We start from the raw sequence: 15,522 nt of genomic DNA, 5'->3' as shown, positions 1-15,522 counted from the left end.
AATTTTCAACAAAACTATATTCTATTTTTATACTTGTCTTAATTATTTTTTAGATTAGCCTAAATTACAGGAAAAGGGTCCTTAAAGACGCCCTTTTGCTGGAAGTTTTTAACCTCCGGTTCTGTACACAGGCAATCGTCCAGGGCAGCTTTAATAGCTGTAGGATCAAGCTCCTGCCCAATGATTACCAGTTCATTGTAGCGATCTGCAAAACGATCGTCCCAGCGGCTGGTTACCAGCTCATAAGTTTCAGCATCCAGTTGCCATTGCTGGCGGGGAATGGCACACCACCAGTAACCCGCTTTTTCCGCGCGCAGCGAACCACCGGCCTGGCTCCAGTTGACAGCGATCTCCGGCCGGGAGGCCAGCCAGAAGAGCCCCTTGCTGCGTATAATGTTGCCCGGCCACTGCTCATTGATATAGTGCCAAAACCGTTCAGGGTGAAAGGGCTTGCGGCTACGGTATACAAAAGAAGCAATGCCGTATTCGATGGTTTCTGGGGTATGTTCATTTTCCAGCTCGGCCTGCCAGCCCGCGCTCTGGGCTGTACTATCGAAGTCGAAGAGATGTGTATTCAATATTTCTTTTAGCGGCACATCACCATTTATCGCTTCTATTATCCGCGCCTGGGCATTGAGCTTACGAAGCACTGCCCGGAGATTGCCCAGCCTTTCCGGGATTACCAGGTCACATTTATTCAATACAATCACATTCGCAAATTCAACCTGGTCGGTGAGCAGGTTTACGATGGTACGCTGATCGGCCGGATCGTCTGTCAATCCTTGTTCATGCAGCTGCGTGATACTACTATAGTCCCGCATAAAATTGAAAGCATCTACCACAGTCACCATTGTATCAAGACGGCTCACGCTGGACAGATCTATGCCGTTGGCTTCATCCTGGTAACAAAAAGTTTGGGCCACCGGGATAGGTTCGGAAATGCCGGTAGATTCTATCAACAGGTAATCGAATCGTTTTTCTGCTGCCAATGCGGCCACTTCCTTCAGTAAATCATCGCGCAAGGTGCAGCAAATGCAGCCATTACTCATTTCCACCAGCCGCTCTTCCGTTTTATGCAGGCTATTTTCATTCCGTACCAATTGTGCATCGATATTTACCTCGCTCATATCATTCACAATAACGGCTACACGAATATTATCGCGGTTATGCAGTACGTGATTCAGGAGCGTAGTTTTCCCTGCGCCGAGGAACCCACTCAGCACCGTAACAGGCAATTTTTCCATATATAAGATGATTAGGTTGCTATGGGCATGGCATGCAGGGGCATTTACCGGCATGGCTTTAACAACCACCCCCGTTGCCGGTAACTGGGTCCCTGTTTATCAATCTATTTTATTAATGATGTTTATGAATCGTACCTTGTTTGCAACCGCGGATATTCAGGAGGTGTGCGGCCATGATGCCGGTGGCGCCTACCAGGATAATTGCAAATGCCGTATAGGTACCCGAAAAATAAAAATGTCCCGCCAGCAGTAACAGGAAACCTGTTATAAATACCAGGAGTGGCGTGAGGCGGTGGTGATACCGGAAATATCCCCGGCCCAGCGATATACAGCCAACAAGAAAGGAAAATGACATCAGCCCGTATTCCAGTGTTTCATTCTCCATAAAATCGGCTCCCAACAAAGGTAACAGGGTTACCAGCAAAGGAAACAAAGCACAATGTACTGCACAGATCAATGAAGCTCCAATCCCTAAAGTGTCCAGGTTCATCCGCTTTAGCGTGTTATCGTCCATACCCCTCTTTTTTATTGCTCAACAAAACTACATAAATTTGCAACAATGTTGCAAATAAAAATTACCAGATTCATCAGATAATTTTATTTCTAAATTGTAAAATGTTGCAATCGTGTTAAAAAATATCAAGACATTGACCATCGCTGGGCATCTGTTAACTATGTACTACCTTTGTATATCGGATAAAACAGGGAAATCATACCTATGTCGAAGAAAGCAATTATACTCATTTCGTTTTTTATAGTACTGAGCGCAGGTTTCCTGGGCTACGCCGGATATGTTATCAAGGGTGAAACCGGAACCTTCTTTGGCAAAGAAAAGCTGCCGGTATTAGGCGTGCCGGGGCATACTGTACAGGGATTTTCATTTACAGACCAGGATGGTAAAACGAAGGCCAAGGCAGACGTAGCAGGTAAAATCTACGTGGCTGAATTCTTTTTCACTACCTGTACCGGGATCTGTCCGAAGATGAATGCCAACATGGACCAGGTTTATGCTAAATACAAGGACAAGCCCGACTTCCTGATCCTTTCACATACTGTAGATCCGGATCATGACAGTATTCCTGTTTTAAAGGCATATGCCAACAAGCATAAGGCCGACAGTAAAAACTGGTGGTTCCTTACCGGCGACAAAAAGCAACTATACCGCATGGCCCGTCAGGCCTACCTGGTAGATGACGGTACTTATACCGGCGAAGAAGACTTCGTACATACCCAATGGTTTGCCCTGGTAGACAAGCAAGGCCGTATTCGTGGCTTGTACGAGGGTACTAAAAAACAGGATGTAGATAAACTGATTACAGATATAGACCGATTAATGGAAGAATAACGTTTTTTCATCATGGGCACTAAACAACAAATAACAGAACGAATCGGTAGTCTCTTGCGGGAAAGCAAGTTGAGTGTTACGGAAACCAGGACTAAGATATTGGAGCTGTTTATGAAAAGCAGCGGCGCCCTGGAGCATGCTGATTTTGAGAAGCTGACCGGTAAAACATTTGACCGCGTTACTATCTATCGCACGCTGCAAACATTTCTTGATAAAGGCATCATTCATAAAATACCTACTACAGACACTTCCGTACGTTATGCATTATGCAAATCGGAGTGTTCCGAACATGATCATCACGATCATCATATCCACTTCAAATGTGAGGAATGTGGCAACACCATTTGCCTGGATGAAACCGATGTACCACAGATACACCTTCCCAAAGGGTATGCGGCACATACGGTAGAAGTAGTGGTAAGCGGAGTATGCAAATCATGCAAATAAACGACTGATCAAATTATTAGCAGGGCGATTATCCTGGTAAAAACGAGGGTGTACCGGAGCTCCCGGTACACCCTCGTCAATTTAACTAACTTATTACAGTTTCTCTATCTCCGCCTGTATAAAATCGGCCAGCTCTTTTACATAAGCCGGTGAGAAATCGAACTTAATCCCTGCAGCTTTATATAACTCGGGTAAAGTTTTGGTATTACCTAAACTTAACGCCTGTACGTAATTATCCAGGGCCTGGGTTTTATTTTCCTTGTATTGTTTCCACATGGCGATGGCGCCCAATTGGGCAATGCCGTATTCAATGTAGTAGAAAGGCACCTCAAACAGGTGCAGTTGTTTCTGCCAGGTGATTTCGCGGTAGGCTTCCTGTCCGCTCCAGTCTACCACAGCAGGAGAAAACTCTTCCAGGATTTCCACCCATTTGGCGGTACGTTCGGCCACTGTATGTTGCGGATGCTCATATATCCAGTGTTGAAATTTGTCGATGGTAGCAATCCATGGGAATATGGTAATCGCTCTTTCCAGTTGTTGCAACCGTGCACGGCGCAACTGTTCCGCATCATCGAAGAAAATATCCCAATGGTCCATGGTGAGCAGTTCCATGCTCATGCTGGCTACTTCTGCAATTTCCATCGGGTACTCTTTAAATGCACTCAATGTGAGGTGATGACTTAGGAAGGAATGTACCGCATGACCACCTTCATGTACCATGGTAGTAAGGTCTTTCATCTGGCCGGCGGCATTCATGAAAATAAAGGGAACGCCGGTTTCTGCCAGCGGGCAGTTATATCCACCCGGCGCTTTGCCTTTGCGGCTTTCGAGGTCAAGACGACCCATTTGTTTCATCACCCGGAGGCAGTTCCCAAAGAAGGGACCCAGCTCATCAAAAGTAGCGATGGCTTTATTGATCAGCTCTTCTCCGGTATGGAAAGGTTCCAGCGGTTTTACGCCAGCCGGCTCCGCTTCTGTGTCCCATGGTTTCAGGGTATCCAGTTGAAGTTTAGCTTTCTGCCTTTCCAGGGTTTGCTGTACCAGCGGAATAATATGCGCTTTGATGGCATTATGAAACTGGAACACATCTTCTTTTGTATAGTCGAAGCGACCCAGTTCTACAAATTTATAGTCGCGGTAGTTGGCAAATCCCGCGTTCTTAGCTACCTGGTCGCGTTTCTGTACCAGTGAAGAGAAGAGTTCATCCAGTTGCTGCCGGTCTTGCAAACGGCGGGCGGCCGTTTTAGTGAATACTTCTTCTCTCAGGGAACGGTCACCACTTTCCAGGAATTTGGCCGCTTGTTGCAGTGTGTACTCCTGGTCTTTTACCTGGATGGTCATTTTTCCTGCAATGACGCCATACTGCTGCGCCATTACGGTAAGTTCCGCCTGGATGGGAATATTCTCTTCCCTGAATAGTTCTACCTGTTTCTGTACGTTCCGGAGATAGGTTTTATATAAGTCCTGGTCCAGTTCCTTCAGGAATGGACTGTCCAACAATTTCTTATTCAGCGCATCAGCATAGGGCTGCAACTTGGGTTGAATTTCCATGCAGAAGTATGCAAATGCTTCTTCCAGTTCTTTGCTGGTAGTGTCGCAGGTCATACGGATCTGCCGCCAGCAGGCATCTTCGCTGGTAACGGCTTCCAGTTCACTCAGGTCTTTCAGCCATTTCTCGAGATCGGCAACGCTATTAATGGGTCTTTGTTTCAGGGCCTCAAAATAGGGCTGTAGCGCATCCCAGGTAGTTACCTGGAAAGTTTCGGGGAGAAACTGACGAGGTAATCTCTTTATATCTGCACTTAAATTATCCATGCTATCAAATATTTTGAATTTTTTCGAATGTAGAAATGTAGCACTTTTTTAGGCGAATGCACTTAAAAGAATCGTTAAAAAACGAATACTAAAACGATTCAGGCTTCTATTCACCGTCAGCAAAGGCGGTAAATAGAAGCCTGAAATATTTGTTATCTGTTGATGGGCATCAGCAAATAACCAGTGTCTTACTATTCTTCTGTTTTCTTCTTGCGTGGCTTCGCAACTTTTTTAGGCTCTTCACCTTCTGCTGCCGGCGCTTCTTCTTTCTTAGCTTTAGTCTTCTTAGGTGCTTTTTCTTCAACGCCTTCTTCAGTGTCAGCGGCTTTTTTAGCACGTGTCTTCTTAGGCTTTTCTTCTACTGCTGTTTCTTCAGTAGCGGCAGCAGGAGCTGCTTTGGCTTTTTTCTGAGGAACTGCGGTTTCTTCTACAGCCACTGCTTCCACTTCACCTTCACCATCGGCCAGGATCTCTTCAAATTTCAACAGATCGTTTGCTTTGAGGATACCGAACCATTTTACCATCTTCTTCATATCACTCACATACACTCTGTCTTCATCGAATTCAGGGAATACGCTTTTGAAATAAGCTTTGATAGCATTGTTGTCTGCTTTACCAGCTACAAGCGGGAATACCGCTGCTTTTTCATCCATGGCTTTAAATACTTCAGCCAGGTTTACGTTTTCGCCGGTAGTGAATACTTCAATACTTTCCAGTGGAGTAAAATTATGCACGCGGGAAGATACAAACCTTGTACTTTTATCTTCCAGTGACCTTACGATGGCGCCATCTTGTTTACTGGCTACTAACTGAAACAAACCGCCCAACCCGGTTACTGCAACAATTTCTCTGTACTGCATGTTCAAATTTTTAGGAAGCGCAAATATAAATAATTATAATAGATTGACCGCTGCTATTTTTAGGCAATCAAAAGCCTTCAACAGGGGTGTCGCTCAATTCAACTTTCGTGCCATCACCACCGTGCGTTTGCATCGCTTCACCTGTCCGGCCAAATTAAATATTTCTATAAGAAATATGTAAATCCCTGAAGGTAAAATTACTGCGTTTTCGTTTTTTCCGTCCCACTGCAAATATCCATTATTTCCCAGCAAAAAATTACGGGCTAGCCATTTCACGGGTCTTCCTTGTATATCATAAATAACAATATTTCCAACATAGCCAGGACCGGGCAATTGCCAGGAAAGCCTGGCCCAATCATCTATACCATCCTGGTTGGGAGAAAAAACACCCGGGGCCAGCACAATACTCAGAGAATCGCCTGCATCCGGCCAGCGCTGGGAGTTAATCGCTCCCGGCGTAGCATTACCCGCCGCTGTAGCGGCCGAGTGCCAGTTATTTATATCTTCTGTAGGATTAGCATAAGATAAGCGCTCCAACGACACGCCCTGCAGCTCCCGGGCCAGGGGAAAATGCAAACGGCTCGTATAATGCAGTTCATCCAACAGGGTGCTATCTGTCCGTAATAATACAATGGTTCCTTCTGTAGCGGGCATAGAAGGCAAGCTCCCAACGGTTTGAATATTTTCCGGTTGCGCATGCGGGTAGGCCCCGCAAAGCGCAGTTGCATCTGTGGTGAGCGCCAATGGCTGGCCAGGCATCAACAGGCGCCCGGTGTTGCTGAGTATCTTCCATGCCCCCAGGCTGCCATCGGCCTTCCTGTTACAAAGCCGCAGGCTGGCCAGTTCTATCACTTTCTGGCTGCCATTGTATAACTCTATAAATTCCGGGCTTCCCGGAGCAGGATCAAATAATACTTCATTAATGACTACCTCCTGCTTTTCCGGGCGTTGTGGAATGCCTATATAGAGACTGGTATGTAGCCCGCTGCTTTCTCCCATACAGTCTGTCAGTGTAGTGGTAGTTAAGGTGTATATCTCCCCGGGAGATAGGGGAACAGAGAGCAGCAATACCACATTCCTGAATAGGGGAGGAAGCACGCGACAGGCGGCCACCTGCAGGCCATTGTTGAAATGATAATGGGTAGGATCTGCGGCCAGTGCGCTATCCAGCGTTTTACTGAATCCCAGCAATACATGCAAACTATCCGTTATCGTTGCGTAGCTGAGATCCGGCCGGGTATTATCCGGTAGTGACGCAGCCACCGCATTGGGATTGCCAGGCGTTCCACCCGCCGCAGCTGTACTGGCGGTCCAGTTGATTTTACCGCTACAGGGAAGCGCATCATTGATCATTTCCAGGCTGATGCCTCCTTTAGGAGAAGACGTACCATACCAGTGCGCATCATAGTCTATCGCATGCATTACCCGCCGATGGGCATCATACAACACCACCAGCGCGCTGTCGTCTGCCAGGGCCGGAAAACGGTCTATCCCCCTGATGTTGGGTATCTGGTAGCTGGATACGCCTGCGGTAGCACAGAGCAACAGCAGGCTGTCTGGCTGCAACAAATAAGCCGGCAGGATCACCTCCCGCTTATTGATTGCCAATCGCCAGTCTTTCAGCTGTACAGGCGCCGTACTTATATTTTTTAATTCTATATATTCGTAAGGTGGTAAACCGAGTGGGGGAGCAGGTTTAACCATTATTTCGTGGATAACCACGTCATAAATGGCCGGCGATTGGGTAAAACCGCTGAAAGCCTGTAACAACAGGCCAATACAAACAATGGGGAATCGCATATCGGGTAGTTTTTGGGGCCAAACTTACCCTATTCACTTCTGCAAAGTGTTAACGCCATCTAAACGGCAAAAAAAATACTTAATACTATGAAAAGCGCAGCCGATACATTAATTTTGGGCTTCCAAAATTTAAAATGTAAAACAAAATGAAAGTTGCCGTAGTAGGAGCGACCGGACTGGTAGGCTCAAAAATGTTACAGGTGTTAACGGAAAGAAACTTTCCCGTTACTGAATTGATTCCAGTGGCTTCTGAGAAGTCCGTAGGTAAGGAAGTAACATTTAAGGGTAAGACCTGGAAGGTGGTGAATGCTGCAACGGCAATAGCGATGAAGCCTAATGTGGCTATCTTCTCTGCTGGTGGTGGTACTTCCCTGGAATGGGCGCCTAAATTTGCGGAAGCTGGTATTACGGTGATCGATAACTCCAGCGCCTGGAGAATGGACCCCAGCAAAAAACTGGTGGTACCGGAAGTAAATGGCGATGCCATTACCCAGGACGACAAAATCATTGCTAATCCTAACTGTTCCACCATCCAGATGGTGCTGGTACTGAAACCATTACACGAAAAATATAAAATTAAAAGGGTAGTGGTATCTACTTATCAGTCAGTAACCGGTACCGGCGTAAAGGCGGTAACCCAGTTGATGAATGAAAGACAAGGTATCAGTGGTGAAATGGCATACGCATACCCTATCGATCTGAATGTTATTCCGCAGATAGACGTATTTCTCGATAACGGCTATACGAAAGAAGAGATGAAGATGGTAAATGAAACCAAAAAAATTATGCGGGACGACAGTATCCTGGTAACAGCAACGACTGTACGTATTCCGGTAATGGGTGGTCATAGTGAATCCGTAAACATAGAATTTGAAAATGAATACGATGTAAAGGAACTGCGTGGCTTACTGGAACAAACACCTGGTGTTATTGTGGTAGATGATCCTTCTAAAGCCCAATACCCCATGCCTAAAGATGCGCACGACAAAGACGAAGTATTTGTAGGCCGTATCCGCAGGGATGAAACACAGCCTAAAACGGTGAATATGTGGATAGTAGCAGATAACCTCCGCAAAGGAGCAGCTACCAACGCTGTACAGATTGCAGAATACCTCAGTGGCAAAAACTGGTTGTAATCATACTGTTGTGCTATGTAATTAAGGGACAAAAATACCCCTAAACGTGGCTCCCGTAGATGACTATACGAAAACGATTTTATAACTTATTAAGAGCAAGCATGTTATCGCTTGCTCTTTTTTATATCCTTCATAAAACAATAACACAGAAAGCTTAAAAATTACACGGAAGTAGTATTGATTTGTGCGGCAGAAAATCCAATTTTGGAATCAATAATCCTATGCCAACTAAAAACTCTTTGAAAGTGAAGAGTAGTCCAATTTTAGAGATGCCGGTTTTTTTCGTTATTTTCTAATCAGAAAACACCCTTAAGTCCTATGAAAACCAACACCAATCGCGAGCTTCTGTTAATGCACAAGTTCACCGAAGAGTGGAGTAGCAATTTCTCCTCACAGGTATCCAGGATCATGAACATCGTTGATCAGCAGGATACTTTAGATGGGATCATACCAATTATCGAAGTGGCAAACGTTTATAATCAACGTTTTGCTCACGCTCGTACTGACAAAGAAAATCTTTTAAAGAATCGTAAGGCTCGTCCATTCGAATTTCTGATTCACAAGAACTAGTGGTATATTAGTTTATCAGATAAGTATGGGATGAAGAAAAAGAAATGGCCATTTAAATACGAACTTGATCCAAAAAACAACCTGCATTTACCTTCAGAACAAAAGGCCATATTCGCCTATATTGTTATATGGATATTAGGTATTATGTGCGGCTTAATGTTTTTGTTATTATTCGCAATGGTCATACAAAAGCTGGCAACAGGCGATTATTAAATAATCGCATTTATCTGATAAACTAATATCAACACTTTCCGGCTAATCCATAGCGCGGTTAATGAACTGGATAAAGGGCTGCATGATGGCAAAAGTTTTCAGTATTTCCCTCACGAGCGCCGGCTGTGTACAAGCTTCATCAGTGAACGGATGAGAAACAACAAAGCTTTTCAATTTCAGGTAAGCGATAGCCGGATTATCCGGTTGATAACCCTGTGGAGCGGTTTTTAACGCTTCTCCTTCTATTTTCCCGAACTGTTTAATAAACTCCTTATGGGAAATCAGCTGTTCAAATTCCTGGAAATTATAATCTATTTCCTGGCGTAGCTTTTTAAGTTCAGGAGCGCCTGGCATCCAGAGCCCTCCACCGGCAAAGCTATTGCCTCCCGGCTCCATGTGGAAATAATATCCTGCCAGGGTAGATTTTTTGCCCCCTGCCTGGAAAGAAGCAGCCAGATTCACTTTATAGGGCGTTTTATCTTTCGAAAACCGAACATCCTTGTAGATCCGGAACACACAATCTTTTAATTGCAGGCCCTGCATAGAAGGCTCCTGCTTGGACAGCCCATCTATCAGCTGCTGCACCATACTTTCAAAATCAGCCTTGGCGGCCTGGTATTCGGTTTTGTGTTCGTCAAACCAGACCTTATTATTATTCAGCCTGAGTGACTTCAGAAATTTTAACGTGGACGGCTGCAGCATTCTTTCTTTTTGACAGCAAGATAATACAAATCAATTTACGATGCAGGGATTTAACCATTTGTTTCCATTGCCATGGGGTTGCTGTCATCCCCGCATCGTTCTTTTTCTAATACTCTTATCAGAAGTGATACGTGGCGGCTAACAAAACATTGGATGTAACGTCATATGGTTTGCCATCAGACTTACTGAATATATTAGCTGAAGCTTTGTCTAATCTAAACTCCGGCATGATAGTAAGGTTTCCTACCTTATAATTTAAGGTAACTGTTCCTTCTACTACGTTACCTCCGCCAGGCACGCTGCCAAATACTTTCAGGCCGTCTTTATCGCTAAAATATTCACCGCGGACTGTGAGCCCTACTTTGCTTGTAAAATCAAGATTTACATACAAGGCATTTCCCCACCATTTGGCATTTTCACGAACATTCTTAGGCACAGTGGTATTGGAATAAGTGCTATAGGTAGCATTGTAACCAAGCCCCAATACCTTATTCACCTGGTAAGTAGCTACCAGGTCTACCTGGTGATTCTGTATGCCTGAAGTATCCTTTCCTTCCAGGTAGTTGAGGTATAATTTGATGGGTGTTTCAGCTGGTGCAAAACCCAGTTGAGCACCTATATATTTATGACTGTTTGCGGTGACTGATTTCAAATCGGTAGGATTAAAAACCCCTACCATGGCGGTGAGTGAAGAAGTGAGTGCCAGGTCAACCTTGGCGCCGGTATTGAAGAACGGGCCGTAGCTGAATAAATAACTCATGCTATAGTTCCTGTTGGCGTAGGCATCTACCAGCTCATAACCAATGTGGGTGGCAAAACTACCCAAACTGATTTTTATTTTAGGGGTCAGCTCGTAAGAAACATATAATTGCTTAATGGCCATGGCCAGCCCGTTTTTCCCATCTGGCAGGTCATTATAGGAAAATTCTCCTGCTCTTTTTCCAAATCCCAGGTCAGCTACGATGCTTCCTTTTTTAAACCCGTGTTCTACTTTCAGCGAAACCATACCCAATTCAAATGAATTGTGCGAATTGGTAAAGCTGGTTTTATTGTCGGTATAGTTACCGTTCAGGTTATATTTATAATAAACATCTGCTGAACCGGAAAGCTTAAACGCGGGTACAGCTGTGGTGTCTGCAGTGGATTGCGACATGGCAAACAAAGTACTGCCCATAGCAAATAAGGTCGTTAACATTCTTTTCATACTTAAATATTTGGTTGAGAAATGGTAAGTAAGTACTACGGCCTTTCTTGCAGATTGTTTTCAGGGATGGTGCATAACGTGTGCTTCTGATAGTGCTACAATCAGAATAGAAGGAATGGATAATCAGTAGTCAATGATTGGTGCAATTTTTCACTTCTTTACAGCTAGTTAACTACCAATTATCCATTCCAGGTTCTTACAACATAAAATATATGTTTAATACAGTTGATATAGATCGTATCCGGGGAAGTTCCATTCTTTTGAAATGCCCATCAATGTTACATTTCAGGAATGTACCAGTTCATCTTCTTCTTTCAGGGAGCCATTGTCTGATATGCTGATGAGAGAAGGATGATAGTTTTCGTTGTGCTGTGTAAGATCGAGTCCAAGTGCTTCTTCTTCTTCAGATACACGCAGTGGGTGAATCAGGTTGATGAGTTTGAAGATCCCGTAAGAAACAGTGAAGCTGTAACCTACTACCAGTAATAATCCCAGCACCTGGTTTTTAAACAACTCGAAGTTGCCGTAAAACCAACCGTTGTTACCAGCATCGTTTATTGTTTTGGTAGCGAAGATACCGGTGAGCAGCATACCTACCATACCACCTAAACCATGGCAGGGGAATACATCCAGTGTATCGTCGATACTTGTTTTTGATTTCCAGTGTACAGCTACGTTAGAAACGATGGCAGCAATAAAGCCGATGAATACACTTTGTGGGATAGCTACGAAGCCGGCAGCAGGCGTAATGGCTACCAGGCCTACTACGGCGCCTATGCAGAAACCGAGGGCCGATGGTTTTCTACCACGGATTACATCAAAGAATACCCATGATAAACCAGCAGCAGCAGTAGCAGTGTTGGTAGTAGCAAAGGCAGTAGCTGCGAGGGAGCCTGCGCTCAGGGCAGAACCGGCGTTGAAACCGAACCAGCCAAACCACAGTAAACCGGTACCCAGTAAAACGAAAGGAATATTTGCAGGTTGTAATTCTTTCTTTTCGATGTGATCTTTTCTTCTTTTCAGTACCAGGGCTCCGGCCAGGGCTGCGCAACCTGCTGTAATATGTACTACGGTACCACCTGCGAAATCGAGTACACCGAGTTTAAACAGGATACCATCAGGATGCCAGGTCCAGTGTGCAATAGGCGCATATACTAATAAGCTGAATAATACCATGAAGAGTACATAAGAAGTAAAGCGGATTCTTTCTGCTACGGCACCTACCACCAGCGCTGGGGTAATGATGGCAAACTTCATCTGGAAGAGTGCAAACAGTAACAGCGGAATAGTAGGGGCGAGGCTCCAGGGACCGCCGGATCCGACGTGTTGAAACATAAAAAATGTACGGGGATCACCGATGATGCCATGATAAGAAGAACCAAATGCCAGGCTAAACCCAACTACTACCCATACTATACTGATTAACCCGGTGGCAATGAAGCTCTGCATCATGGTAGAAATCACATTCTTTTTATTTACCATACCTCCATAGAAGAAGGACAGACCAGGGGTCATTAAAAATACCAGCGAAGAGGCTACCAGAATCCAAGCAATGTCAGCAGAATTATATTTACTGGTATCAGCAAAATTTGGGAGTGAAGGAATAAAAACTCCAATAATTGCAATTATTGCAAGAAAGATGAAGGGGAGATAGTCCTGAAATGATATTTTCTTCATAGCGATCTATTTTTAAATTTCTTAAATAAAAGTATATCCGAAATTTAAAACGTCAAATAGAAGGCGCTAAAAATAGAAATATTTGAATAGTGGGTGCGATATTTAGGATTAAGCTAACTATATAACAATTAATTATAATATTAATTACGAATTATTGCTATAGCAACATTTTTAAACACTATTTAAACAGACATAAGTAATTGAATATCAATATTTATAGCAGAGTATTATCAGAAGGTTAACAATTTTCAAATTTACCAGGTACATGTACTACTGTAATTGCGCAAAAAGCAATACAGATACCTGGTAAACAAGTTATTATAAATTATATATTTATCAATTCGTGATTCAAAACCGGCCAATCATATTAAAAATAAATACATGTAATGTTTTAAATGAGCCAGCTCAATTATTGTTTCATTTCTAATAATTCGCGCTCTAAAGCAAACATTTGATCCCTTAAACGGGCCGCTTCCATAAAGTCGAGATCACGTGCTGCCTTTTCCATGTCCTTCTTCACCCTGGCAATCGACTTCTCCATTTGCGGGATGGTTTTCACGGCCGCCGCAGAGGACTTGGCGTAAGCCATGGCATCTTCTGCCACCAGCTGCACTTCGTCATGAACAGCCATCGGCGAATGTTCATCAAAGTGCTTGATTTCCAGTACAGACGTTTGCCCCAGGATCTGTTCCTTGCTCTTACGAACAGTTTTGGGTGTAATGTGATGTGCCTTGTTAAATGCCAGCTGCTTTTCCCGGCGCCGGTCTGTTTCATCCATCGTACGCTGCATACTCTCCGTGATCTTATCGGCATAAAATATTACCAATCCATCTACGTTACGGGCAGCGCGTCCCGCTGTTTGGGTCAGCGATCGTTCATCCCTCAGGAAGCCTTCCTTATCGGCATCCAGGATAGCCACCAGCGATACTTCCGGCAGGTCCAATCCCTCACGGAGGAGGTTTACGCCCACCAATACGTCGATATTACCCAGGCGCAGGTCTCTTAATATCTCTATACGTTCTAGGGTATCTACTTCAGAGTGGATGTACCGCGACTTAACATTAATACGTCCCAGGTATTTGTCCATTTCCTCCGCCATACGTTTGGTCAGAGTGGTTACCAGTACCCGGTCGCCCTTCAGTACCCGCTTATCGATTTCTTCCAGCAAATCATCCACCTGGTTCACACTGGGCCGTACCTCAATGGGAGGCTCCAGCAGGCCGGTAGGACGTACTACCTGCTCTACCACCACCCCTTCTGTTTTCTTCAACTCATAATCACCCGGGGTAGCACTTACAAAAATGGTCTGATTGAGCATGTTCTCAAACTCATAGAAGTTCAAGGGCCGGTTATCCAGTGCCGAAGGCAGGCGGAATCCGAATTCCACCAGGTTCAGTTTACGGGAACGGTCGCCGCCATACATGGCGCCTATCTGGGGAATGGTTACATGGCTTTCATCTACCACCAACAGGAAATCCTTAGGAAAATAATCCAACAGGCAGAAGGGCCTTGCACCTGGCTTACGACGGTCCAGGAAGCGGGAATAGTTTTCAATACCGCTACAATAGCCCAGCTCACGGATCATTTCTAAATCGTAATTCACCCGTTCTGATAAACGTTGTGCTTCTATCAGCTTACCATTGGCTTTAAAGTATTCTACCTGCGCCTTTAATTCATCTTGTATTTCAAAAATGATCTGTTGCATCATTTCCTTTGGCGCCAGGTACATATTAGCCGGGAAAATGGCAGCATTTTCCACCACGGTAATGCGTTTACTATTCTGTACATCAATCGTCTCTATTTCCTCAATCTCATCCCCAAAAAAAGTAATACGGTAACCATAATCCACGTAAGGCAGATTAATGTCCACGGTATCTCCCTTTACCCGGAAATTTCCCCGGTTAAAATCGCCCGTAGTACGACTGTACAGGGAGTTTACCAGCCCGTGCAACAGCGTATTGCGACTCACCGTCTGGCCTTTCTGTATGCGGATAATCCCATTTTCATATTCTGTAGGGTTACCGATACCATAGATACAAGACACGCTGGCTACCACAATAATATCCCTGCGGCCTGAAAGCAGGTTGGAAGTAGCTTTCAGTCGCAGTTTATCCAGTTCCTCATTAATAGCCAGATCTTTTTCTATATATGTATCGCTCACAGGCATATAGGCTTCCGGTTGATAATAATCGTAGTAGGACACATAGTATTCTACCGCATTATCGGGGAAGAACTGTCTTAATTCGCCGTAGAGCTGCGCCACCAGGGTTTTATTGTGGGTAAGCACCAGGGTGGGGCGCTGTACTTCCTGGATCACGTTGGCAACAGTAAAGGTTTTTCCTGAACCGGTTACCCCCAGCAGGGTCTGAAATGGTTCACCGTCATTGATTCCTCGGGTTAATTGTTTAATCGCTTCCGGCTGATCACCAGCAGGAGCGTATGGAGCCTGTATCTTAAATGACATATTGAAATTTGTATTTGAGCAGTCTGTAAAAATACTAAAGAATCA

At 44.6% G+C, this 15,522-nt stretch carries 13 protein-coding genes; 4 read left to right on the top strand and 9 right to left on the bottom strand.

What is annotated here, in order from left to right:
* Nucleotides 1-59: 59 nt before the first annotated feature.
* On the bottom strand, nt 60-1,244 hold the full coding sequence (locus tag FHW36_RS04150; RefSeq protein WP_145662656.1) for a GTP-binding protein: 1,185 nt from the start codon (nt 1,242-1,244) through the stop codon (nt 60-62).
* 112 nt (nt 1,245-1,356) lie between these two features.
* Nucleotides 1,357-1,758 (bottom strand): MerC domain-containing protein, encoded by a 402-nt coding sequence (locus FHW36_RS04145; protein WP_145662651.1) that lies wholly within the window; start codon nt 1,756-1,758, stop codon nt 1,357-1,359.
* A 204-nt stretch (nt 1,759-1,962) separates the two neighbouring features.
* Between FHW36_RS04145 and FHW36_RS04140 the strand changes: the two genes are divergently transcribed.
* On the top strand, nt 1,963-2,589 hold the full coding sequence (locus FHW36_RS04140) for an SCO family protein (RefSeq protein ID WP_145662648.1): 627 nt from the start codon (nt 1,963-1,965) through the stop codon (nt 2,587-2,589).
* A gap of 12 nt (nt 2,590-2,601) precedes the next feature.
* A complete protein-coding gene (locus FHW36_RS04135) occupies nt 2,602-3,036 on the top strand; it encodes a Fur family transcriptional regulator (RefSeq protein ID WP_145662644.1) in 435 nt (144 codons plus the stop codon).
* 93 nt (nt 3,037-3,129) lie between these two features.
* On the opposite strand, the gene FHW36_RS04130 is transcribed toward FHW36_RS04135, so the two are convergent.
* The 3 genes from FHW36_RS04130 to FHW36_RS04120 all read right to left on the bottom strand — a co-directional run bounded on the left by FHW36_RS04130 (nt 3,130) and on the right by FHW36_RS04120 (nt 7,511).
* Nucleotides 3,130-4,851 carry a M3 family oligoendopeptidase gene (locus FHW36_RS04130; protein WP_145662641.1) on the bottom strand — a complete coding sequence of 574 codons (1,722 nt, stop codon included), beginning with the start codon at nt 4,849-4,851 and terminating at the stop codon, nt 3,130-3,132.
* A gap of 191 nt (nt 4,852-5,042) precedes the next feature.
* Complete coding sequence (locus tag FHW36_RS04125) at nt 5,043-5,711, bottom strand: DUF5606 family protein (RefSeq protein ID WP_145662638.1); 669 nt, start codon at nt 5,709-5,711, stop codon at nt 5,043-5,045.
* 93 nt (nt 5,712-5,804) lie between these two features.
* Nucleotides 5,805-7,511: a lamin tail domain-containing protein gene (locus FHW36_RS04120; protein WP_145662628.1), complete on the bottom strand. Its 1,707-nt coding sequence runs from the start codon at nt 7,509-7,511 to the stop codon at nt 5,805-5,807.
* A gap of 146 nt (nt 7,512-7,657) precedes the next feature.
* On the opposite strand from FHW36_RS04120, the gene FHW36_RS04115 reads away from it, so the two are divergent.
* Nucleotides 7,658-8,647, top strand: coding sequence for an aspartate-semialdehyde dehydrogenase (locus FHW36_RS04115; RefSeq protein WP_145662620.1), 990 nt, complete (start codon nt 7,658-7,660; stop codon nt 8,645-8,647).
* 318 nt (nt 8,648-8,965) lie between these two features.
* On the top strand, nt 8,966-9,217 hold the full coding sequence (locus FHW36_RS04110) for a hypothetical protein (protein ID WP_145662617.1): 252 nt from the start codon (nt 8,966-8,968) through the stop codon (nt 9,215-9,217).
* 255 nt (nt 9,218-9,472) lie between these two features.
* Here the strand turns inward: FHW36_RS04110 and FHW36_RS04105 are convergent, their stop codons facing one another.
* The 4 genes from FHW36_RS04105 to uvrB all read right to left on the bottom strand — a co-directional run bounded on the left by FHW36_RS04105 (nt 9,473) and on the right by uvrB (nt 15,477).
* Entirely contained in the window at nt 9,473-10,132 is a 660-nt protein-coding gene (locus FHW36_RS04105) for a DUF2461 domain-containing protein (protein WP_145662614.1), read from the bottom strand.
* 118 nt (nt 10,133-10,250) lie between these two features.
* Nucleotides 10,251-11,336 (bottom strand): porin, encoded by a 1,086-nt coding sequence (locus FHW36_RS04100; RefSeq protein ID WP_145662611.1) that lies wholly within the window; start codon nt 11,334-11,336, stop codon nt 10,251-10,253.
* A 285-nt stretch (nt 11,337-11,621) separates the two neighbouring features.
* Nucleotides 11,622-13,013: an ammonium transporter gene (locus FHW36_RS04095; protein ID WP_145662608.1), complete on the bottom strand. Its 1,392-nt coding sequence runs from the start codon at nt 13,011-13,013 to the stop codon at nt 11,622-11,624.
* A gap of 409 nt (nt 13,014-13,422) precedes the next feature.
* Complete coding sequence (uvrB, locus tag FHW36_RS04090; protein WP_145662605.1) at nt 13,423-15,477, bottom strand: excinuclease ABC subunit UvrB; 2,055 nt, start codon at nt 15,475-15,477, stop codon at nt 13,423-13,425.
* Between the last annotated feature and the right edge of the window lie 45 nt (nt 15,478-15,522).

This window comes from Chitinophaga polysaccharea (genome assembly GCF_007829335.1).
GTDB classification, from domain to species: Bacteria; Bacteroidota; Bacteroidia; order Chitinophagales; family Chitinophagaceae; genus Chitinophaga; species Chitinophaga polysaccharea_B.
The sequence above is the reverse complement of the archived record's forward strand: the minus strand, read 5'-3'. Positions and strand labels throughout refer to the sequence as shown.